Annotated in this window: 14 protein-coding genes and 3 pseudogenes; 12 read left to right on the top strand and 5 right to left on the bottom strand. The window is 69.4% G+C overall.

Features of this window, described 5'->3' with window-relative positions; translation table 11 throughout:
• Positions 1-16: 16 nt before the first annotated feature.
• From ACQ859_RS00235 to ACQ859_RS00220, 4 genes are all read right to left on the bottom strand, one after another.
• Positions 17-1,153, bottom strand: a complete 1,137-nt coding sequence (locus ACQ859_RS00235) for a YbdK family carboxylate-amine ligase (RefSeq protein WP_431260279.1) — start codon at positions 1,151-1,153, stop codon at positions 17-19.
• Positions 1,150-2,394 carry a cation:proton antiporter gene (locus tag ACQ859_RS00230; protein ID WP_431264104.1) on the bottom strand — a complete coding sequence of 415 codons (1,245 nt, stop codon included), beginning with the start codon at positions 2,392-2,394 and terminating at the stop codon, positions 1,150-1,152. Before ACQ859_RS00230 ends, ACQ859_RS00235 begins: the two co-directional genes overlap by 4 nt.
• A 262-nt stretch (positions 2,395-2,656) precedes the next feature.
• Positions 2,657-6,148 (bottom strand): two-component regulator propeller domain-containing protein, encoded by a 3,492-nt coding sequence (locus ACQ859_RS00225; RefSeq protein ID WP_431264103.1) that lies wholly within the window; start codon positions 6,146-6,148, stop codon positions 2,657-2,659.
• Between the two features lie 107 nt (positions 6,149-6,255).
• A complete protein-coding gene (locus ACQ859_RS00220; protein WP_431264102.1) occupies positions 6,256-7,236 on the bottom strand; it encodes a potassium channel beta subunit family protein in 981 nt (326 codons plus the stop codon).
• A 236-nt stretch (positions 7,237-7,472) separates the two neighbouring features.
• Between ACQ859_RS00220 and ACQ859_RS00215 the strand changes: the two genes are divergently transcribed.
• The 10 genes and pseudogenes from ACQ859_RS00215 (at position 7,473) to ACQ859_RS00170 (ending at position 17,480) form a co-directional block, all read left to right on the top strand.
• Entirely contained in the window at positions 7,473-8,756 is a 1,284-nt protein-coding gene (locus tag ACQ859_RS00215) for an FAD-dependent monooxygenase (protein ID WP_431264101.1), read from the top strand.
• 25 nt (positions 8,757-8,781) lie between these two features.
• Positions 8,782-10,026 carry an MFS transporter gene (locus tag ACQ859_RS00210; protein ID WP_431264100.1) on the top strand — a complete coding sequence of 415 codons (1,245 nt, stop codon included), beginning with the start codon at positions 8,782-8,784 and terminating at the stop codon, positions 10,024-10,026.
• Between the two features lie 72 nt (positions 10,027-10,098).
• Positions 10,099-11,091, top strand: a complete 993-nt coding sequence (locus ACQ859_RS00205) for a Fic family protein (RefSeq protein WP_431264099.1) — start codon at positions 10,099-10,101, stop codon at positions 11,089-11,091.
• Between the two features lie 247 nt (positions 11,092-11,338).
• Complete coding sequence (locus ACQ859_RS00200; RefSeq protein WP_431264098.1) at positions 11,339-12,571, top strand: ABC transporter substrate-binding protein; 1,233 nt, start codon at positions 11,339-11,341, stop codon at positions 12,569-12,571.
• Positions 12,572-12,690: 119 nt separating this feature from the next.
• Entirely contained in the window at positions 12,691-13,566 is an 876-nt protein-coding gene (locus ACQ859_RS00195) for a branched-chain amino acid ABC transporter permease (RefSeq protein ID WP_297523856.1), read from the top strand.
• Positions 13,567-13,570: 4 nt separating this feature from the next.
• A pseudogene (locus ACQ859_RS00190) lies at positions 13,571-14,648 on the top strand (branched-chain amino acid ABC transporter permease); the annotation flags it as partial.
• A 134-nt stretch (positions 14,649-14,782) separates the two neighbouring features.
• Positions 14,783-15,228, top strand: a pseudogene (locus tag ACQ859_RS00185) (ATP-binding cassette domain-containing protein); the annotation flags it as partial.
• Between the two features lie 93 nt (positions 15,229-15,321).
• Positions 15,322-15,516 carry a hypothetical protein gene (locus ACQ859_RS00180; protein WP_431266695.1) on the top strand — a complete coding sequence of 65 codons (195 nt, stop codon included), beginning with the start codon at positions 15,322-15,324 and terminating at the stop codon, positions 15,514-15,516.
• Between the two features lie 27 nt (positions 15,517-15,543).
• Positions 15,544-16,260: pseudogene (locus tag ACQ859_RS00175) on the top strand (ABC transporter ATP-binding protein); the annotation flags it as partial.
• Positions 16,261-16,415: 155 nt separating this feature from the next.
• Positions 16,416-17,480: a histidine kinase gene (locus ACQ859_RS00170; protein ID WP_431264097.1), complete on the top strand. Its 1,065-nt coding sequence runs from the start codon at positions 16,416-16,418 to the stop codon at positions 17,478-17,480.
• A gap of 56 nt (positions 17,481-17,536) precedes the next feature.
• On the opposite strand, the gene ACQ859_RS00165 is transcribed toward ACQ859_RS00170, so the two are convergent.
• A complete protein-coding gene (locus tag ACQ859_RS00165; protein ID WP_431266694.1) occupies positions 17,537-18,283 on the bottom strand; it encodes an SDR family NAD(P)-dependent oxidoreductase in 747 nt (248 codons plus the stop codon).
• Positions 18,284-18,412: 129 nt separating this feature from the next.
• On the opposite strand from ACQ859_RS00165, the gene ACQ859_RS00160 reads away from it, so the two are divergent.
• Together ACQ859_RS00160 and ACQ859_RS00155 are read left to right on the top strand one after the other, a co-directional pair.
• Entirely contained in the window at positions 18,413-19,501 is a 1,089-nt protein-coding gene (locus ACQ859_RS00160; RefSeq protein ID WP_431264096.1) for a LysR family transcriptional regulator, read from the top strand.
• A gap of 32 nt (positions 19,502-19,533) precedes the next feature.
• Positions 19,534-21,147: a GGDEF domain-containing protein gene (locus ACQ859_RS00155; protein ID WP_431264095.1), complete on the top strand. Its 1,614-nt coding sequence runs from the start codon at positions 19,534-19,536 to the stop codon at positions 21,145-21,147.
• Positions 21,148-21,266 lie beyond the last annotated feature (119 nt).

Genomic DNA, 21,266 nt, shown 5'->3' with positions numbered 1-21,266 from the left:
GCCGCGGTCGGGTCGATCACCTCGCCGTCCCCACCGGCCTTCCCGCCCAGCGCTCGCATTGCTGCCGCACCAGCTCGTTCAGCAGCTGTTCCTTCTCCACGACCCCGCGCGCCCATGTCGCGTCGTTGCCCTGCCAGCGCATCTCCTCGCGGACATACCGCAGCGCCGGTTCCGCCTTCAGCGCGACCGCGTGCGGCTCCAGCGCGTGCAGCGTGACGTTCAGGTCCTCGCGCAAGCTGCGGTGCTCACCGCTCTTCGGATCGACGAAGGTCCCGTCGAGCCCGAACCGGCATGCCTGGAACCGGTTGAACGTGTAGGGCAGGTAATCGTCCTCGTGCAGCTCGAACGGCTTGTCGTGCGAGATCCACCGCGCCAGGCACTGGATCAGCGCCGCCAGCGCCGAGGCCTTCTCGATCGTCAGCGGCGTGTCGAGCACCCGCACCTCGATCGTCCCGAATTCGGGCTTGGGCCGGATGTCCCAGTAGAAGTCCTTCATGCTCTTGACGACGCCCGTGTGGGTCATCTTCTCGAAGAACACCAGGAAGTCGTCCCAGGTCAGCACGAAGGGCGCGCGTCCCGACAGCGGGAACGCGAACACCGAGTTCAAGCGCGCCGAATGGAAGCCCGTGTCATTGCCCTGCACGTACGGCGAGGACGCCGACAGCGCGATCAGATGCGGGATGAAGCGCGACAGGCCGTGCAGCAGCCGCAGCGCATGGTCCGGACCTTCGCAGCCGATGTGCACGTGCTGCCCGAACACCGTGAACTGCTTGCTCAGGTAGCCGTACAGCGACGAGATCTCCTGGAAGCGCGGCTTGTCGAAGATCCGCTGCTTGCTCCAGTGCTGGTACGGGTGCGTGCCGCCGCCCGACAGGCCGAGGTTGAGCCGGTCGGCGCTGCGCACCAGCGCATCGCGCGTGGTGGTCAGCTGCTCCAGCACCTGCTCGTAGTTCGTGCAGACGTTGGTGCAGAGCTCGATCATGCTGTCCGTGATCTCGGGCGTGACATCGCCCGGCACGGTCTCGCCCTTCATCACCCGCAGCAGGTCCTTGGACCCCGGCATCAGGTCGTAATCGTGGCGGTTGACGATCTGGAGTTCGAGCTCCACCCCCATCGTCAGGGGTTTGGAGATGGCAAATGGTTCGAGGCTCATCGCTTCGCAGCCTCCTTGACTACAGGCGTTTCAGGGTGATGCTCGCCGGCGAGGCGCAGGCCCCACTGCACGGCGATCGGTCCGACCAGCTCCATCAAGGCGATTGTCGAAAGGATGACGGGCGCGAGCAGCGCCGCAGTCTGTGGATGGTGCAGCTGCACTTCGCTGAAGAGCACCAGCATCGTGCCGGACACCGGGCTCAGGCACACGGCCAGCGCGATGCCCTGGCGGGCGTCGATGCCGCTCAGTCGCGCCATGCCGGTCAGCGCCAGCGCCTTGGCCACCAGACGCAGCAGCAGCAGCGCCAGGGCCAGCACCGCGCCCATGGCCAGCGCCTGCAGCGTCCACGCGGAACCGACCGCGACGAACAGCATCAGCACCAGCACCCCGCCCGCCGTGCCGAAGTGGCGCGGCCAGACCCAGGGCCGTTCGGTCGTGTTGCGCAGGATCATGCCGGCCAGCAGCGGCACCAGCAGCGTCGACAGGTTCAGCACCCGGGCCACGCTCAGCGCCACCAGCACCAGGCCCAGCAGCATCAGCACCGAGTTCTCGTTGCGCAGGTCCAGCCGCCGCATCAGGTTGGCGGTGAGGCGTGCCAGCAGCGCGGCCACGATGATCGAGCCGATGAAGGCATACAGCGGCTGCGCGACGGCCTCCAGCCAGTCGCCCTTCTGGTCCAGCGCCAGCCAGCCCAGCAGCAGCTTGTGCGCGAGCACGCCGTAGATCGTGTTCAGCGAGGTCAACGCGAGCATGCGCTCGCTCACCTGACCGGCCGCGCGCAGCTCCGCGCCGACCCGGCCGACGACCGCGGCGCTCGAGGCCATGGTCAGCACCGCGCAGCTGAACGCCACCAGCGGGCTGACGCCCAGCAGCATCAGGCCGATGCCGACGACGACGAAGGACGCGAGCGCCTCCGCCGCGCTGGCCCCGAGCAGCGCCTTGTTGTTGCGCAGCCAGCGCAGGTTCACGCGCGAGCCCATCTCGAACAGCAGCAGCGCCAGCGCGAGATCGACGACGAGCCGCAGCCGCGCGTCCAGCGCGCCGTTGGCGAAGATGCCGTGGCCCAGCGCCGCCAGCACCATGCCGACGACGCTGTAGCCGACGACGCGGGGCAGGCCGAGGCGGCGGTTCACGAATTCGCCGAGCACCCCGGCGGCCACCATGGTCAGCGAGGCCCAGAACAGCCAGTCGGGTTTGGGCGGCCAACTGCTGAACTGCAGGAAGTTCGCAAGGTCGTTCATCAAGACGAAGGTTCTCCTCGAGTCGTGGACGGCGGCCAGTGCCGGACTCCGGTGGGCCGTGGGAGCCCCCGATCATCGGGCCAATCCGGTCGCCATGGCGGCGTTGCCGGACAGGCGCTGGCAGCCTTTACTTGTCGGCTTTACCGATTGCCGGTCATCGACAACCGGGCGGGAGCGTCATTTGCCGTCACCGCGCCGTTCTCGTCGCCCTTGTGGCAATCGGCGGACCGGGCGGTGATCCGGACGGGCCGTGCCGCGAGGGTCAGGACTTGCCGGCGTCGATCGACCGCGCGCTGGCGGATCCGGGATCGGCCGGCGGCGAAGAGCGGACGACCGTCAGGTCGCCGCTCACCAGCCAGTCTGCCATCGATTCGCGGGAGCGCTGGCGCAATGCGCCCTCGACGTCGGCCGGACCGTCGGCCGCACTGTCTGCCGGCGGAACGCCGATGACGCCCTCCCACCCGTTGCGGCCGCCGCGCTTGACCGCATACAGCGCCTCGTCGGCGAGCGCGATCGTCGCGGCCCAGTCCAGCGCGCGCGGGAACGCCGGCGCGAGCGGGAAGGCCGCGAAGCCCACCGAGCAGGTCACGTCCACGCTCCGGCCCTCGCCGAGGTCGAACGGCGCGCTGCTGACCTGCCGGCGCGCGCGTTCGGCGAGGTCGGCCGCATGCGCCCGCGAGGTGTCCCGCGCGACGATGAGGAACTCCTCGCCGCCCCAGCGCACGAGGTAGTCCGCCTCGCGGAACACGGCCATGAGCCGCTCGCGCATCTGCTGCAGCACCGCGTCGCCGGCCGCGTGGCCGAGGCGGTCGTTCAGCGCCTTGAAGTGGTCCAGGTCGAGCAGGAAGAAGATCAGGTCGCCGTCGTCCGGTGGCACGCCGCCTTCGCCGCGCGCCTGCTCGTGCCGGCGCACCGCGAGCGCCACGTCCGCGTCGACATGCTGCGTCAGGAAGCGGCGGTTGCGCAGCCCGGTCAGCGGATCGGACAGGCTGGATTCCTCCAGCGCCACCGTCTTCGCCTGCAGGTCGAGCGAGAGCCGCTCCAGCTCGGCGGTCCGCGCCCGCACCTTGATCTCCAGCGCCAGCTGCGACCGCCGCAGGTAGGAGGTCCGCAGCGCCACCAGCAGGTAGACCAGCAGGATCAGCGTCGCGCCGCCGAGCGTGCGCGCCCACCAGGTCTGCCACCAGTCGGGCAGCACGCGCACGGGGATGTCGAGCTCCAGCGGACTCCACACGCCGTTGCGGTTGGTGCCGCGCACGCGCAGCCGGTACCTGCCCGGATCGAGGTTGGTGTAGACGGCCACGCGCAGGTCCGCGCCGGTGCTGATCCACTCCGGATCGAAGCCCTCCAGCTGGTAGGCGTAGCGGTTGCGTTCGGGCTCGCTGAAGTCGAGCGCGGCGAACTCCACGCTGAAGCTGCGGTTGTCGGCGCCGATCGTGAGCCCCTGTTCCGGCAGCTTGCCGGCCGCCAGGCGCTGGCCGTCCACGCGCAGCTCGGTCGTGACCAGCGCGGGCTGGTAAGCCCAGGCCTCGAAGCGCTCGGGCGTCACCACCAGCACGCCTTTGCTGCCGCCGAACAGCAGCCGGCCGTCGCGCGTCTTCAGGTAGGCGCGGAACCAGCCGGTGCCGATGTCGACGCCGTCGGCGTTGGTCAGTTCGTAGTAGTTGTCCTTGACCGGGTCGTAGACGAAGTTCTGCGACCAGATGCGGCCCTCGCCGTCCTCGAGGAGGTTGGCGCCGAAGGCGCGGCCGATCACGCCGTGCTTCTCGCTGATGCGGTCGAATTCGGCCTCGCGGCCATCCCAGCGGGTCAGCAGGTGCAGGCCTGCGGCGGTGTCGACCCACAGGCGCTGCTTCGAGTCGACCAGCAGACCGACGATCGAGTGGTGGCTCATGTCGCGGCCCGGCCGGGCACGCGCGACGATCAGCTCCGTGCCGCCCGGGTTGAGGCGGTACAGGCCCTTCTCGGTGCCGACCCAGAGGCCGCCGTCCTCGGTCTCGGACAGCGCGTTCACGTCGCCGGTCAGCGGCTGTCCACCTTCCTGCCGGAGCCGCACCGGCGTCGACGCGGTGCCAGGCGCGGCACCCGGGGCGGAGCCGGACGCCGTGCGTGATGCGGGACTTGGTGCGGAACCCGGTGAGGCGCTCGGTACGGCGCCAGGTGGGGCGACGCCGGGCGGCAGCCGGTAGAGGCCGTCCTGCGTGCCGATCCAGAGCGTGCCGTCGCGCCCGGCGAGCAGCCGTCGCGCCCGGCCGGTGCCGGCCTGGATGACGCGCAGCAGCTGCCGATCGCGGGTGTACTGGTGCAGGCCGCCGTCGCTGCCGAGCCAGACCGTGCCGTCCTTCATCTGCACGAGGCTGGAGATGCGCCCGCCCGACAGGCCGCCGCGCTGTCCGGGCGCGGGCCGCAGGGTGGCGGTCGAGCGCAGCTGCTCGTCGAGCACGGTCACGCCGCTCTCGTTGCTGCCGAGCCAGATCTCGCCGGTGTCGAGCTGCATCATCGCGCGCGTGCTCGGATCGATCAGTTGCGCGTGCTTGCCCGCGTCCCGGCCACGCACCCAGGTGCTGGTGTTCGACGGGTTGTGGCGCTGCAGGCCGCCGCCGTAGCCGCCGGTCCAGATCCAGCCGGCGCGGTCGCGCATCAGCGCGCGGACCTCGTTGCCGCCGAGACTGCCGCGGTTCAGCGGATCGTGCTTCATGACGCGCAGCAGCTCGCCGCCGGCGACCGCGCGCAGCTCCAGCCCGCCGTTGCGCCCCAGCCAGAGATGCCGGTCGTCCAGGGCGACGAAGGCGTTGACCGAGCCGTTCACCGCCTCCTCGGCCCGCTCGAGGAGCGTGCCCTCGCCGGTCTTCGGATCGATGAGGGCGAGGTCGCCCTGCTGCGTGCCCGCCCAGACGCGGCCGTCGGGCGCGACGAACAGGCTGAGCACGATCTTGCCGGCCAGGCCCGGCCTGCCCGGTGTCGAGAACACCGGCTCGAAGCGGTCGGACCCGGCGCGCTTGCGCGCCAGGCCTTTCCAGGTGCCGACCCACAGCGACCCTTCGCCGTCGACCGCCAGCGACTGGACGCGGTCGTCGGGCAGGCCGCCTTGCGCGCGGTCGGCCTGGCGGAAATGCTGGAAACGGCCCTCGACCGGGTCGTAGCGGTCCAGGCCGTGGCCGATGGTGCCGATCCAGAGCTGGCCGTCGCGGTCCTCGGCCAGGGCGCGGATCGTGCCGGCGGAGACCGCGCTGCGCGGCAGCTGCGGGTTGGCGTCGGAACGGAACAGCGACAGCTTCTCGCTCTGCGGGTCGTAGGCGGCCAGGCCGTCGGCCTCGGTGCCGATCCACAGCCGGCCGTCGCGCGCGACCAGCAGGGCGCGGATGAAGCCCAGGCTGCGGGCCGAGCGCACGCCGTTCTCGATCGGGGCGCCGGGTTGGCGGAAGTGGTAGCCGTCGAAGCGCACCAGCCCGGCGCCGGTGCCGATCCACAGGAAGCCGGCACGGTCCTGGGCCACGGCGGAAATGATGTTCAGCGGGACCGGGGCGTCGATGCCGACGGTCTCGAAGCGCGGCTCGGCGAGCAGGGAGACTTCGGGGGCGGCCGATGCCGATGCCGATGTAGGTGCAGTCGAGGATGCGGCGGGCTGCTGGGCGCGGCCTTCGTCCGGCAACGCCGCGACGCCGCGCGGCGCGATCGCCATGGCAGCAGCCAGGACCAGCACGACGGCGGCGCACAGACTCGGCAGCAGGGGAACGGCACGTCGTCGCAGCATCGCGCGGGATGCTAGCCGTCCTCCTGCCGGGAATGCGGCACCGGCGCGACAACCCGGCCCCGTCAATGAGGGGCTCGGCGGGCGGTCTGCGGACAAACCCCGAGGGCTTACTTCGCCAGCGGCAGCGTGATCGCGTCGATGCGGGCCAGGATCTCGGGCGTCAGCTTCGGCGTGACCGCCAGCGCGCCCAGGTTGTCCTGCAGCTGCGAGAGCTTGCTCGCGCCCAGGATCACCGTCGACACGCGCGGGTTGCGGTTGATCCACGCGATGGCCAGCTGCGCCAGCGTGCAGCCCAGTTCATCTGCGATCTTGCCCAGCTCGGCGACCGCGGTGTTGCGCTGCGGTTCCTGCAACTGCTCGCGCAGCCGGGACATGCTCTCCAGCGCGCCGCGGCTGCCCTCGGGGATGCCGTTGCGGTACTTGCCGGTCAGCAGGCCGGAGGCCAGCGGGCTCCACGTCGTCAGCCCCAGGCCGATGTCCTCGTAGAGCCGCGCGTAGTCCTTCTCCACGCGCTGGCGATGGAACAGGTGGTACTGCGGCTGCTCCATCACCGGCTTGTGCAGGTGGTGGCGCTCGGCGATCTCCCAGGCGGCGCGGATCTCGTCGGCGCTCCACTCGCTGGTGCCCCAGTAGTGGGCCTTGCCCTGCGTGATCATGTCGCTCATCGCACGCACGGTCTCCTCGATCGGCGTGTGCGGATCGGGACGGTGGCAATAGACGAGGTCGATCTCGTCCAGCCCGAAGCGCTGGAGCGAGCCGTCGATGGCCTGCATCAGGTACTTGCGGTTCAGCGTGTCCTTGTAGTTGACCGTGGTGCCCGACTTGTCGATGCCCCAGTAGAACTTCGTCGACACGACGTAGGTGTGGCGGCCCCAGCCCAGCTGCCTGAAGACCTGGCCCATGATCTCCTCGCTCTTGCCGAGCGCGTAGGCCTCGGCGTTGTCGAAGAAGTTGATGCCGGCGTCGCGGGCGGCGGCCATCAGCTCGACGGCCGAGCCGGTGTCGACCTGGTTGTGATACGTCACCCAGGAGCCCAGGGACAGTTCGGACACCTGCAGGCCGCTGCGGCCGAGTCGACGGTATTGCATGCTTCTCTCCATGGTTGCTGTTCTCAGAGGCGCGCAAGCGTAGCCGAGGCCGCAAAGGCTGTCAGACGGCAGGCTGAATGTCCTGCCGCCGCCGTCCCGCCCCGTCGGGGCCCCTGTGCGGCCTGCGCGGCTCGCGCGCGGTGGGCGCTGTCCGAGCCGCGCCGCGGGAGGGCGGCGATATAGTGATCCGCCACCGGTCGCCTGACGTGACCGGAGCCGTTTCACGGGTCGATGCCATGCCCCAGTCTTCTGACTCCGCCGTTCATGACGGCGCCGCCTCCGCGGCCGCCGACGCCTTCGATGCCTCCTTCGACGGCAACGCGCCGCCGCTGCGCCTCGCGGTGATCGGCGCGGGCCCGGCGGGCCTGGCGCTGGCGCTGCTCGCGGCGCGTTATCTGCCGCAGGCGCAGGTGAGCCTCTTCGACGCCCGGCCGCTGGAACGCGACGTCTCCGGCGATCCGCGCACGATCGCGTTGTCGCTGGGCAGCGTGCAGCTGCTGCAGCGCCTGCGCGTGTGGCCCGCGGCGCAGGCGCAGGCGATCCGCGAAGTCCACGTGAGCCAGGCGCCGCCGACGCTCTCCAGCCCGTGGTTCGGCCCATCGGGCGAGCCCGAGGTGAACCTGTCCGCGGCGGAGCAGTCGGTGCCGCAGCTGGGCGCGGTGCTGCCTTACGGGCAACTCGTGGCCCCGCTGCAGGCCGCGTGGCAGCGGATGAGCGCGCTGGAGCCCCGGCGCCTGATCAGCCGGTTCGGCCAGGCGGTCGACGGCATCAAGCAGGACCGCCCCGACGAGGTCGAGATCGATGCCGGCATCGCCGAGCGCTTCGACCTGGCGGTGGTCGCCGAAGGCGGCGTGTTCTCCGATCAGGCGCGCAAGGCGCTCGCGCACGACTACAAGCAGAACGCCTGGGTGGGCACGGTGACCTTGTCGCCGGACAGCCCGGCGGGCGTGGCCTACGAGCGCTTCACGCGGCGCGGTCCGCTGGCGCTGCTGCCGCTGCCGGACCGCGACGGCCAACGTCGCGCCGCGCTGATCTGGTGCCAGCCGCACGACGAAGACGAGGTCGCCGGCCTGACCGACGCACAGCGGCTGATGGTGATCCAGCAGCAACTGCCGGACCGCGTCGGCCGTCTGCAAGGCATCGGTCCGCTGAAGTGTTTCCCGCTGGGACTGAACGCCGAGCGCACGCTGGTCGAGGGCCGCCGGATCCGCATCGGCAATGCCGCGCAGACGCTGCATCCGGTGGCGGGGCAGGGCCTGAACCTCGGCCTGCGCGACGCCTTCGCGCTGGTCGAGTCCTTGCGGCGCGATCCCCAGGTCGACACCGCGCTGCGCCGCGTCGAATGGCAGCGCGCGCCCGACCGCTGGGCAACGATCCTCACCACCGATTTCCTGGCCCGCAGCTTCGCCTGGCGCTGGCCGGGTCTGCCCGCGGCGCGCGGCCTGGGCCTCGCCGCGCTGCAGGCGCTGCCGCCGCTCAAGCGCGCGCTGGCCGGGCAGATGATGTTCGGCCGACGATGAGCCGCCTCCGACCGCGACCCTTCCCATGAGCAGTCCCCCGGGCGCGGCGAGCGGCGCCGACGCCGCCTCCCTCCACGACTACGCCGAACCCGGCACCACCGCCTACCGGCGCATCGCCTTCGCGCTGTTCCTGGCGGGCTTCACGACCTTCTCGCTGCTCTACAGCGTGCAGCCGCTGCTGCCGCTGTTCGCGGCGGAGTTCCATGTCGGTGCCGCGGCCAGCGCCTTGTCGCTGTCGCTGGCGACGGGCGCGCTGGCGTTCGCGATCCTGTGCGCGGGCGCGCTGTCGGAGAGCATGGATCGCAAGCGGCTGATGTTCGCGTCGATGGCGATGGCCGCGGTGCTGAACCTCATCGCCTCGGTGGTGCCCAGCTGGCACGCGATGCTGGTCGCCCGGGCGATCGAAGGGCTGGTGCTGGGCGGCGTGCCGGCGGTGGCGATGGCCTACCTGGCGGAGGAGATCCACCCGAAGGGCCTGGGTCGCGCGATGGGGCAGTACGTCGGCGGCACGGCCTTCGGCGGCATGATGGGCCGGGTCGGCGTGAGCGTGCTGAGCGACGCCTTCGGCTGGCGGCCGGCGCTGTTCGTCGTCAGCGTGCTGGGTCTGGCGGCGGCGATCGGTTTCTGGTTCCTGCTGCCGCCGTCCAAGCACTTCGTGCGCCGGACCGGCGTCAAGCTCTCGGAGCACGTGGCCGCGTGGCGCGGGCACCTGACGCATCCGATGCTGCCGCTGCTGTTCGCGATGGGCTTCCTGATGATGGGCATGTTCGTCGCGGTCTACAACTACGCCGGCTTCCGGCTGATGCGCGCGCCGTTCTCGCTCAGCCAGAGCGCGATCGGGCTGATCTTCTGCGCCTATCTCTTCGGCATCGCCGCGTCGGCGGCGGCGGGCGGCCTGTCCGACCGCTTCGGCCGCGCGCCGGCGCTGCTGTCGGGCATCGCGCTGGCGATCACCGGCGTGCTGCTCACGCTGACGACCTGGCTGCCGGCGGTGATCCTGGGCATCGTGCTGCTGACGATCGGCTTCTTCGTCGCGCACTCGGTCAGCAGCGCCTGGGTCGGCGCGCTGGGCGGCCGCAGCAAGGGGCATGCAGCGTCGCTCTACCTGCTCGCGTACTACATCGGCTCCAGCACGCTGGGCGCGATGGGCGGGTGGTTCTGGGACCACAGCGGGTGGGGCGCGCTGGTGGGGTATGCGCTGGTCGTGTTGCTCGCTGCCGCGATCGCGGCATGGACGCTGCGGATCCGCCAACGCGCGCTTGTTCAATGAGGCAGCTTTAGGTCATTTCCCGCCGCACCTGATTCCGAAGAATCCAGCCTCTCATGATCTCCGAGAGGCTCCATGCAGAACGACGCTGTCCTTGCCCGCTCCACGCCGGCGACTCCCCGATTCCCCGAAGAAGACCTCCACTTCTCGCTCCCCGCGGACGCTCGACCGGCCGCGCCCTTCCGCGAGGAGTTCCTCGATCCCGAGCCCGGACTCTCGCCGATGCGGGCCGGTCGATGCGCCTTCATCCAGGCGCTGGCGCGCCCACTGGATCGCCAGTTCCTCTCCGAGTTCCTCGTCGACTTCACCTGGGCGTCGTCCTTGCTGGAAGGCAGCAGCTACTCGGTTCTCGACACGGCCGCCTTGCTCGAGTGCGGGGAGCGCAATCCGTCCAAGCCGATGGACGAGGCCGTGCTCGCGCTCAACCACCAGCGCGTCGCGGAGCACCTCTGGTCCCATCGCGAATGGAGCGTCGACAACGTCTGCAGGATGCATGCGCTGCTGACCGACGACCATGGTCTGGCGGAGGTCTGCGACTCCGATCACTTCCTGCCGATCGAACAGCGCGGCAAGCCTCGCGAGTTCCAGGACATCCGCCTCCGTCAGTCGGCTTATCTGCCGCCCTTCCGGCCGGGAACGGGCCACGCGACCTCGTTGCTGGGCCAGGTGATGGCCATCGCCCGCACCCTGCATCCGGTGCAGGCGTCGTTCTACCTGCTGACGCGCGTGGCCTACATCCAGTCCTTCGCCAACGGCAACAAGCGGACGGCGCGCATCGCCGCCAATCTGCCGCTGCTGGAGTCGGGGATGCTGCCGCTGTCCTACGTCGACGTCGACAAGGCCGAATACCTTCGCGGCATGGTGGCGTTCTATGAGCTCGGCAGCGCCCGGGTCATCGAACGGACCTTCATCCGCGCCTATGCGAAGTCGGTCGTGCGGGCGAGCCGGGTGCCCGACGACATGCGCTCGGAAGGCTTCGACGCTGACCAGGTCAGCGAGCATCTGGCCGAGTACATCACCTCGGGCCGGCGCCCTGCCGACAGGCATTCGGCAGCCTTCCTCGCCTGAGCGGCAAGGGGGCCTCGATGCACCGTCCTGGCGCGCCGTGTCCACACGTCCACCTAGCTGACACGAGGCTGAACACCCCGATCGGGGTTTCCGAGTAAGTAGTGGCATGCGTGCAATTCGACACGCTTGATGCACCATGTGCCGAGAAGGCTGACGCCCAACGACGGGCCGTTTGTTGTCTGACGGCTTCCTCGTTGGAGGGTTGGCATTCCGACCCCTCATGCACAAAGACCATTCGGAGACAAACATGAAGTTCAGCGCGCGTTGGATCACCGCTACCGCACTGGCCGCCGCCAGCTTCGCCGCGACCGCGGCCGACCCGATCAAGATCGGTGTCTCGGGACCCTTCACCGGCGGCTCGTCGTCGATGGGCGTCAGCATGCGCGACGGTGTGCGATTGGCGGCCCAGGAAATCAACAAGAACGGCGGGGTCTTGGGTCGGCAAATCCTGCTCGTCGAACGCGACGACGAAGCCAAGAACGAACGCGGCGTCCAGATCGCCCAGGAGCTGATCAACCGCGAGAAGGTCGCCGCCACCGTCGGCTTCATCAACACCGGCGTGGCCCTGGCCGCGCAGCGCTTCTACCAGGACGCCAAGATCCCGGTGATGAACAACGTGGCCACCGGCTCCGTCATCACCCAGCAGTTCAAGGACGCGCCGGACAACTACGTCTTCCGCAATGCGGCCCACGACAGCATCCAGGCGCCGATGATCGTCGAGGAAGCCGTCACCCGCCGCGGCTTCAAGAAGGTCGCCATCCTGGCCGACTCGACCAACTACGGCCAGCTCGGCCGCGCCGACCTGGAGAAGGCGCTGGAGCTCAAGGGCATCAAGCCGGTCGCCGTCGAGAAGTTCAACATCAAGGACGTCGACATGACGGCCCAGCTGCTCAAGGCCAAGGAGGCCGGCGCCGAGGCGATCCTGACCTACGGCATCGGGCCTGAGCTGGCGCAGATCGCCAACGGCATGACCAAGCTCGGCTGGAAGGTGCCGATGGTCGGCAGCTGGACGCTGTCGATGGCCAACTACATCGACAACGCCGGCCCCGGCGGCGAAGGCGCGCGCATGCCGCAGACCTTCATCCAGGAACCGACCACGCCCAAGCGCCAGTCCTTCATCGTCAACTACCTGAAGACGTTCAACCCGAAGAACAGCCGCATCGATTCGCCGGTGTCGGCCGCGCAGGGCTATGACTCGATCTACCTGCTGGCCGCCGCGATCAAGCAGGCCGGCGGCACGGAGGGGCCCAAGGTCAAGGCCGCGCTGGAAGACCTGAGGACCCCCGTCGAAGGCGTCGTGACGACCTACAACAAGCCGTTCACCAAGACCGACCACGAGGCCATCACCGCCAACATCCCGGTGTTCGGCGAGGTGAAGGGCCAGCGCGTCGTGTATGCCTACGAGGCCGACTTCAAGGCGGCCTCCGAGGTCAAGGTCAAGGACGTCAACGCCAAGGGCGCGATGCCGCAGAAGAAGTGATCCCCGGACGGCCGCCTCGCGCGGCCGTCCTCTTTTCCGGCCGCCGTCCCGGGCCGTGATCCCAGGGCGCCGTCGTTCGCGACGGCGTCTCCGTTCCCTCCAGCAGTTCCGGACTCCGTATGCAGATCCTGACCCAACTGGTGTTCAGCGGCATCGCGCTCGGCATGATCTACGCGGTCATCGCCTTCGGCTACCAGCTGACCTTCTCGACTTCCGACACCCTCAACTTCGGCCAGGGCGACGCGCTGATGCTGGGCGCGCTGGTCGGCCTGACCCTCGTCGGCCACGGCGTCAACTACTGGCTCATGATCCCCATCGTGTGCCTGTTCGGCGCGCTGCAGGGCGCCTTCGTCGAACGCATCGGCGTGCGGCCCGCCATCAAGATCAAGTCGGAGTTCGGCTGGATCATGTCCACCATCGCGCTGGGCATCATCTTCAAGAACGTGGCCGAGAACGTCTGGGGCCGCGACGACCTGAAGTTCCCCTCGCCGCTGCCGGAAGCGCCGATCCAGTTCCTCGGCGCCAACGTGCTGCCGATGGAGATCCTCGTCGTGGGCGGCGCGCTGGCGATGATGCTGGCCGTCGAGCTCTTCAACCGGCGCTCGATCTACGGCCGCGCCGTGGTCGCGACCTTCAACGACCGCGATGCCGCCAAGCTGATGGGCATCAACACGGGACTGGTGATCACCTTCTCGTATGCACTGTCGTCGCTGACGGCGGCCTTCGCCGGCGTGCTGATCGCGCCGCTGACGCTGACCGGCGCCACGATGGGCGCGGTGCTCGGCCTGAAGGCCTTCGCCGTGGCCATCATCGGCGGGCTGACCTCGGGCATGGGCATCATCGTCGGCGGGATCATCCTCGGCATCGCCGAAACGACCACCGGCTTCTACCTCTCCACCGGCTACAAGGACGTGCCGGGCCTCGTGCTGCTGCTGATCGTGCTGGCGTTCAAGCCGGCCGGCCTGTTCGGCAAGACCGCGATCAAGAAGGTCTGAGTCCATGAGCGCCACTGCCAAGATCAATCCGAAAAAACTGGTCGCCGGCGCGATCGCGCTGGTCGCGCTGATCGCCTTCCCGCTGGTGTCCGGCAATCCGTACTACATCCACCTGGTCGAGACGATCCTGATCTACGCGATCGTCCTGTTCGGGCTGGACATCGTCGTGGGCTACACCGGGCAGGTGTCGCTCGGCCACGCGGGGCTGTTCGGCGTCGGCGCCTACACCGCCGGCGTGCTGGTCATGAAGTTCGGCCTGCCGATCTACCTGACGCTGCCCGCGGCGATCGCGGTGACGGCGGGCTTCGGCGCGCTGCTGGCGCTGCCCGCGCTGCGCGTGACCGGCCCGTATCTCGCGATGGTGACGCTGGCCTTCGGCACCATCATCCAGATCCTCATCAACGAGATGGACTTCCTGACGAACGGGCCCATGGGCATCACGCTCACCAAGCCCCAGCTGATGGGCCACACGATGACGGAGGACGAGTACTACTGGCTCGTCGTGGTGATGCTGATCGCGTCGCTGGTGTTCGTGCACCGCGTGCTGCGCTCCCACCTCGGACGTGCGTTCGAGGCGCTGCGGGGCAGCCCGGTGGCGTCGGACTGCATGGGCGTCTCGGTCTACCGCTACAAGGTCTACGCCTTCGTGATCAGCGCCGGCCTGGCTGGTCTGGCGGGCGCGCTCTACGCCTACTCCGAGCAGTACATCTCGCCCAACACCTACAACTTCGAGCTGACGGTCTTCTTCCTGCTGGCCATCATCATGGGCGGCCGCAAGACCCGCACCGGCGCGCTGCTGGGCGCGGCGATCGTGGTGGTACTGCCCAAGCTGCTCGACGACCTGGAGCTGTTCCGCTACGTGTCGGTGATCTTCGCGGTCCTGGTCACCGCCGTCACCGTGGTGGCCTACCGCCGCGGCAAGGTCGACCTGAAGCAGGCGGCCATCCCGGTGGTCGGCAGCATCGCGCTGGCGGCGCTGTCCTTCGTGCTGCAGTCGATGACCGACTGGCGGCTGTCGATCTTCGGCCTGATCACGCTGTTCGTCGTGTACTACCTGCAGGACGGCATCGTCGGCTTCGTGCGCAACGCGCTGCACATCAAGGCCAAGCCGGTGGGCGAGGGCGGTCCGGTCGGCGAGAAGCCGTCCGACGCCATCTCCCGGGCCGCGGGCGCGGGAGCAGGCGACGAGGTCCTCATCGACGCGCGCGGCGTGCTGATGCAGTTCGGCGGCCTGAAGGCGCTGAACAACGTCGACCTGCAGGTGCGGCGCGGCACCATCCACGGCCTGATCGGGCCGAACGGCTCGGGCAAGAGCACGATGATGAACGTGCTCACCGGCATCTACGTGCCGACGGCGGGCGAGTTGAAGTTCGTCGACCGCTCGCTGGTCGGGCGGACCTCTGCGGACATCGCGCTGTCGGGCATCGCGCGGACCTTCCAGAACGTGCAGCTGTTCGGCGAGATGAGCGCGTTGCACAACGTGATGGTGGCGCTGCATCACAGCTTCGGCAGCAACCTGGTGCAAGTGGCGCTGCACTCGTCGCGCTACACCGAGGAGGATGCCAAGCGCGCGCGCGCGCCCTGAGCCTGCTGGAGTTCGTCGGCCTGGCGGACCTGGCGTTCGAGGAAGCGCGCAACCTGCCGTACGGCAAGCAGCGGCTGCTGGAGATCGCCCGCGCGCTGGCGCTGGATCCGCGCCTGCTGCTGCTGGACGAGCCGGCGGCGGGGCTGACCGCGCCCGACATCAAGGAGCTGATGCGCATCATCGGCAAGATCCGCGACCACGGCATCACGGTGATCCTGATCGAGCACCACATGGACGTGGTGATGGGCATCTGCGACGTGGTGTCGGTGCTGGACTTCGGCCAGAAGATCGCCGAGGGCAAGCCGGCGCAGGTGCAGGCCGATCCGAAGGTGATCGAGGCCTACCTCGGCGGCCAGGCGGCCTGAGCGCGGAATGCAACGGAACGAACTGACATGCTGAAGATCGAACAATTGCATGCCGGCTACGGCAAGGTCGAGGTGCTGCACGGCATCTCGGTGGAGGTGCCCAAGGGCAAGGTGGTGACGCTGATCGGCTCGAACGGCGCCGGCAAGACGACGACGATGCGCGCGGTGTCCGGGATGATCGCGCCGAGCTCGGGGCAGATCACGCTCAACGGCAAGCGCATCGACGGGCTGGAGTCGTACCACATCGCCCGGCTGGGTCTGGCGCATTCGCCGGAAGGGCGCCGCGTCTTCGCGACGATGAGCGTCACCGACAACCTGCGGCTGGGCGCGTTCCCGCGCTACACGGGCGCGCGGCCGAAGGGCGACGTGGAGGCCGACCTCGAGAAGGCGATGGAGCTGTTCCCGCGCCTGAAGGAGCGGCGTCAGCAGCTCGCGGGCACGCTGTCCGGCGGCGAGCAGCAGATGCTCGCGATGGCGCGGGCGACGATGCTCAATCCCGAGGTCGTGCTGCTGGACGAGCCGTCGATGGGGCTGGCGCCCATCCTCGTCGACGAGGTGTTCCGCATCATCGCGCGGCTGAAGTCCGAAGGCGTGACGATGCTGCTGGTGGAGCAGTTCGCGGCGGCGGCGCTGGCGGTGGCCGACTACGGCTACGTGCTGGAGAACGGCCGCATCTCGCTGCACGGGCCCGCGGAGAAGCTGCGCACCGATCCGGCGGTGAAGGCGGCGTATCTGGGCGGGGGCACTGACGGGAGCCATGCGACAAATCCGGCATCGTCCTACTTGAACGGGTCGGAATCCCGACGACGTCGACCGCGAATGGGCAGGTGTCATCGGCGCCTCGACTGCCTAGAGTGATTGCATCGCCCAGCCGGGCTTCAAGCAGTCGAGGTGGACGTATGACGACGTCTCAACGTGAACCGGATCTGCCGCCTGTCGAGGCCTGGAAGCGCCAAGGCCTCTATCCGTTTTCCCGCGATCCGGAGACACCGGTCGAGCTGCTGGAACGACAACTGTTCGACCAGGTCGCCTGGCATTTGTCGCGCTTCCATCCCGTGTTCCGCACCCTGGCGCCGGAGGCGATCGCACTCCAGTTCCGCATGTTGAGGCAGGCGGTCGAATGCGGTCCGGAAGAGCTCCAGGTCCTGTTGACGGAGGTGCTGGATCTGCCGATCGAGGAGCGCCAGATGCTGGCCGAGCTGCTCAAGGACGTCTCGCTGTCGTCGGTGATTCGAGAGGCCCATGTGGTCACTCAGCGACTTCTGCTGCTCGACGGATTGGAGACCCTGCTCTTCGACGAAACGCTTCAGCCGCATGTCAAGGAGCGCGGGGAGCTGCATCGCATCGTGTCCCGGAACCCCTGGCTGTTCGGTGACGAGTTCGCGTTGTCGGTCGACAACCGTTCGTTGACGGAGGTGCTGCGCAAGCACCGCGAACTGCTGGGCCATGAGATCGCGATCGATGAACCGCTCCAGATGCCGGGCGAGAAGCGCTCGGTCATCGATCTCATGTTCTCCCGCGCGACGAGGCGACACCAGCCATCGACGCTGGAGCACCTCGTGGTGGAGTTGAAGGCACCGCACGTCGCGATCGGGCGCAAGGAGATCAACCAGATCTCCGGCTATGCGCTGGACGTCACGGGCGACGAGCGCTTCCTGTCGGTGAAGGTCCGGTGGTCGTTCTGGCTGGTAGGGCGGGACATCCAGGAAGGCTCGCGGAATCTGGCGAGGCTTCAGGAGGAACTGCATTTGCGCAGCCCGTTCAACTATTCCGTCCACGTCGTGACCTGGGCGCAGGTGATCGACGAGAACCGGGCACGACTCCAGTTCCTGCAGGAGAGCCTGGACTATCAGGCCAGCCGGCAGGCGGGACTGAAGCATCTGCAGCGCCGCTATCCCGACTGCCTGGGCGAGGTCGTCCAGCGCGCGCAGGAGCCGCAGGCAAGGTATGCGCGAGCCGGATGATCCGAGGCGAAGGGGCGGCTCGGCCGCCGCCCTCGCCCGTCGTCAGGGCTGGTCGGTCAGACGAACATCCCGCCCGACGCCTCCACGCGCTGCGCGTTGATCCAGCCGCTGTCGTCGGACAGCAGCGAGGCGACGACCGGGCCGATGTCGTCCGGCAGGCCGGCACGGCCGAGCGCCGTGACCGACGCGATGAAGCCGTTCACTTCCTTGCTGTCGCGCACCGCGCCGCCGCCGAAGTCGGTCTCGATCGCGCCGGGTGCCAGCGTGTTCACACGGATGCCCCGGGCGCCGAACTCCTTGGCCATGTAGCGCGTCATCACCTCGACGCCGCCCTTCATCGTCGCGTACGCGCCGTAGCCGGGCACCGTGAAGCGCGCCAGGCCGCTCGACACGTTCAGCACGCTGCCGCCGTCGTTGATCAGCGGCAGCAGCGTCTGCGTCAGGAAGAACGGGCCCTTCAGGTGCACGCGCATCAGTTCGTCGAACTGGGCCTCGGTCGTGTCGGCGACCGGCGTGTGGACGCCCATGCCGGCGTTGTTGACCAGGTGGTGGAAGCGCTCACGCTGCCAGTGCTGCTTCAGCGTCTGCTTCAGCGCCTCGGCGAAGGCGGGGAAGGAACCGCTGTCGCCGACGTCCAGCTGCAGCGCCGCCGCCTGGCCGCCGAGCGCGCGGATCTCGTCGACGACCGCCTGCGCTTCGCCCTGCTGGCTGCGGTAGGTCACGATGCTGTCGATGCCGCGGCGCGCCAGGTGCACCGCCGCGTTGCGGCCCAGGCCGCGGCTGCCGCCGGTGATCAGGGCGATCTTGGGGGGATGAAGTCGTCATGGGGAGCTCCTGTGGGGGCGTGTTGATCGGATGCAGGAACTTTATTGATCGACGAATGGCGTATAAACCGCCTAAGTCTGATTTGACCGTTCGTCCAAGGTGAACAAATGAGCGACGACACCACCCTGTCCCCGTCCTCTGCCTCGTCCTCGTCCTCGTCCTCGTCCGCACCGATGCCGGCGGCGACCGATGCCGGGAAAGCCGATGCCGCGAAGACCGCCGCACCGGTCGCCGCCGCGGTGGGCGGGACGGCGTCTCCCCCGCCATCGATCGACACGCTCCAGGTCTTCGTCCGCGTCGCGGAGCTGGCCAGCTTCACGCAGGCGGCGCAGAGCCTCGGGCTGCCGAAGGCGAGCGCCTCCACCGCGGTCCAGCGGCTGGAAGCCAGCCTGGGCACCCGTCTGTTCCATCGCACGACGCGGCGCGTGCAGCTGACGCAGGACGGCCAGGCCTGCTACGAGCGCTGCAAGGACCTGCTCGCCGACCTCGACGACATGCAGACGATGTTCCAGCCGGCGGCCAGCGGGCTGCGCGGCCGGCTGCGGGTCGACATGCCGATGCGGGTGGCGCACGACATCGTCGTGCCGCGGCTGCCGGAATTCCTCGCGGCGCATCCCGGGCTGGAGCTCGAGCTCAGCAGCACGGACCGGCGCGTGGACCTGGTCCGCGAAGGCTTCGACTGCGTGCTGCGGGTCGGGCCGCTCAGCGACTCCAGCCTGGTCGCGCGACCGCTCGGCGTGATGGAGATGGCGAACCTGGCGAGCGCCGGGTACCTCGCGGCGTTCGGGACGCCGCAGACGCTGGAGGATCTCGCGCAGCATCGGCTCATCCAGTACGCCACGACGCTCGGTCAGCGCTGCCCCGGCTTCGAGTGGTGCGATGCGTCGGGCGCGACGCGCTTCGAGCCCATGGCGGGGGCGCTGACGGTGAGCGACTCCGGCTCGTACACGGCGGCCTGCCTCGCGGGCCTGGGCATCGTCCAGGTGCCGCGCCACGGGTTCGAGGCGGAAGTGCTCGATGCCCGCCTGATCGAAGTGCTTCCGCAATTCCGGCCCGCGCCGATGCAGGTCCACCTGCTCTATGCGCACCGCCGGCAACTCCCCCGGCGCGTCCAGGCCTTCATGCAGTGGCTGGCGGACCTCATGGCGGCACGTCTGTTGCCGCTATCCTCTGCATCCTCGGCCCCCGCCTCCTGAACTCCTCCGCTCAATTGCGTTCCGACCCCCTCTTGGATCCGCATTCCGCCCTTGCCCGGCAAGCCCGCGCGGCACTGCAGGGCGGAGACGCCGTCGCTGCGCAGTCGCCCGGCGAGGAGTGGCTGCTGCTGGCGCTGGAAGAGGGGGACGACGCGCAGCGTGCGCAGGCGCTGCTGCATCTGGCCCGATGCGATCGGGTGCTGCACCGGCCCGGCGAGGCCCGCGTGCGCAGCGAGCTCGCGGCGCGTCTGTTCCGGCAGCAGGGCGACACGGTCGGCGAGGCCGGCGCGCTGTCGGTGCTGGCGCACAGCGCATCGACGGCCGGGCATCACGAGGAAGCGATCGAGGCGGCGTTGCTCGGCCTGCGGCTGGCGCAATCACGTGGCGATGGCGCCGCGCTGGTGGTGGCGCTGCAAGACCTGGGCGCGTGCCATGTGTGGGCGCGCAATTTCGACAAGGCGGCGGAAGTGCTGCGGCAGGCCGTCGACGCCGCCAATGCGAGCAAGCCGCGGATCAGTCCGCTGATCGCCTGCCTGTGGCTGGCGCTGGGCTCGCTGCTGGCCTATGCGGGCGAACGCGAGCAGCGCGGCCAGTTGCCGCCGTTGGGACCGCTCGAAGGACATCTGATCACCGCGCGGCATCTGCTGTCCGAAGGGGACGCCGAGTCGCACTGCTGGTGGACGCTGATGCAGACGATGGCGCAGATCTGGAAGGGCGCCACGGCGTACGCGCAGCCGGAGCTGCAGCAGACGCTCGCGCAATTGCCGGAGCAGGAGCGCCATTGGCTGGTCGCGCTGGCGGGCTGGGTGCAGGCGGAACTCGCGTGGGCGCGTCGCTTGTGGCCGCAGGCGCGGCGCGCGGCGGCGCAGACGGTGACGGCGGCGGACGCCGTGCAGCACGAGCCGCTGGCGCAGCTCGGCGAGCTGATCGCCAGCCAGATCGAGGAACAGCAAGGGCAGCCGCAACGCGCGCTGCAGCGGATGCGCGCGCTGCGCGAGCGCGAGGCGCGCGTGCGCATCGCCAGCCTCGCGAGCCGCGAGGCGACGGTGCAGTGGCAGCTCGACGCGCGCCGCAGCGAGCGCGACCGTGCGCAGCTCGCGGACGAGGCGCTGCGGCTGGAGAAGCTGTCGATGGAGGATCCGCTGACGGAGCTCGCGAATCGCCGCAGCTTCGAGGATCACGCGCGGGCGCAGCTCGCGGGCGGTGGCGTGGTGAGCCTGGCGCTGATCGACGTCGACCACTTCAAGCAGGTCAACGACCGGCACTCGCACCTGGTCGGCGACCAGGTGCTGAGCGAGATCGCGCGACTGATGCGGCAGCACGTGCGCGAGCACGACGTCGCCGCGCGCCTGGCCGGCGACGAGTTCGTGCTGCTGCTGCGCGGCGCGACCGAGGACATCGCGCAGCAGGCCTGCCTCCGGCTCGACGAGGCGGTGCGCAAGCACGACTGGTCGACGGTCTCCGAGGGCCTGCAGGTGAGCATCAGCATCGGCGCCGCGCAGCGCCAGGAGGGCGACACGCTGGAGACGCTGATGGCGCGCAGCGACGCCGCGATGTACGCCGCCAAGCGCGAGCGCAAGAGCGCCGCGATGGCAGGCACCTGGCTCACCGACGAGAGCGAAGGCGAGGGCGATTCGCCGGATTGATCCCGCGCGCCAACGGCACGCGTCTCGATCAGATACGCAAGAACCTGCGTGGCGGTTTCGCCGAAAACGGGGCGGAGGTCGACATCGGTGCCTCTGAACCGGACCAAGAATGAAAGCCT

The sequence above is a fragment of the Roseateles chitinivorans genome (assembly GCF_050632235.1).
Classification (GTDB): Bacteria; Pseudomonadota; Gammaproteobacteria; order Burkholderiales; family Burkholderiaceae_C; genus Roseateles; species Roseateles chitinivorans_A.
Note: the sequence above shows the minus strand (reverse complement) of the source record. Positions and strands in the feature narration are given on the sequence as shown.

What these genes read in the sequence shown, in the direction of transcription:
- ACQ859_RS00235 (WP_431260279.1), bottom strand. Translation starts at nt 1,153, where the DNA reads ATGAGCCTCGAACCATTTGCCATCTCCAAACCCCTGACGATGGGGGTG.
- ACQ859_RS00230 (WP_431264104.1), bottom strand. Translation starts at nt 2,394, where the DNA reads ATGAACGACCTTGCGAACTTCCTGCAGTTCAGCAGTTGGCCGCCCAAA.
- ACQ859_RS00225 (WP_431264103.1), bottom strand. Translation starts at nt 6,148, where the DNA reads ATGCTGCGACGACGTGCCGTTCCCCTGCTGCCGAGTCTGTGCGCCGCC.
- ACQ859_RS00220 (WP_431264102.1), bottom strand. Translation starts at nt 7,236, where the DNA reads ATGCAATACCGTCGACTCGGCCGCAGCGGCCTGCAGGTGTCCGAACTG.
- ACQ859_RS00215 (WP_431264101.1), top strand. Translation starts at nt 7,473, where the DNA reads ATGCCCCAGTCTTCTGACTCCGCCGTTCATGACGGCGCCGCCTCCGCG.
- ACQ859_RS00210 (WP_431264100.1), top strand. Translation starts at nt 8,782, where the DNA reads ATGAGCAGTCCCCCGGGCGCGGCGAGCGGCGCCGACGCCGCCTCCCTC.
- ACQ859_RS00205 (WP_431264099.1), top strand. Translation starts at nt 10,099, where the DNA reads ATGCAGAACGACGCTGTCCTTGCCCGCTCCACGCCGGCGACTCCCCGA.
- ACQ859_RS00200 (WP_431264098.1), top strand. Translation starts at nt 11,339, where the DNA reads ATGAAGTTCAGCGCGCGTTGGATCACCGCTACCGCACTGGCCGCCGCC.
- ACQ859_RS00195 (WP_297523856.1), top strand. Translation starts at nt 12,691, where the DNA reads ATGCAGATCCTGACCCAACTGGTGTTCAGCGGCATCGCGCTCGGCATG.
- ACQ859_RS00180 (WP_431266695.1), top strand. Translation starts at nt 15,322, where the DNA reads ATGCGCATCATCGGCAAGATCCGCGACCACGGCATCACGGTGATCCTG.
- ACQ859_RS00170 (WP_431264097.1), top strand. Translation starts at nt 16,416, where the DNA reads ATGACGACGTCTCAACGTGAACCGGATCTGCCGCCTGTCGAGGCCTGG.
- ACQ859_RS00160 (WP_431264096.1), top strand. Translation starts at nt 18,413, where the DNA reads ATGAGCGACGACACCACCCTGTCCCCGTCCTCTGCCTCGTCCTCGTCC.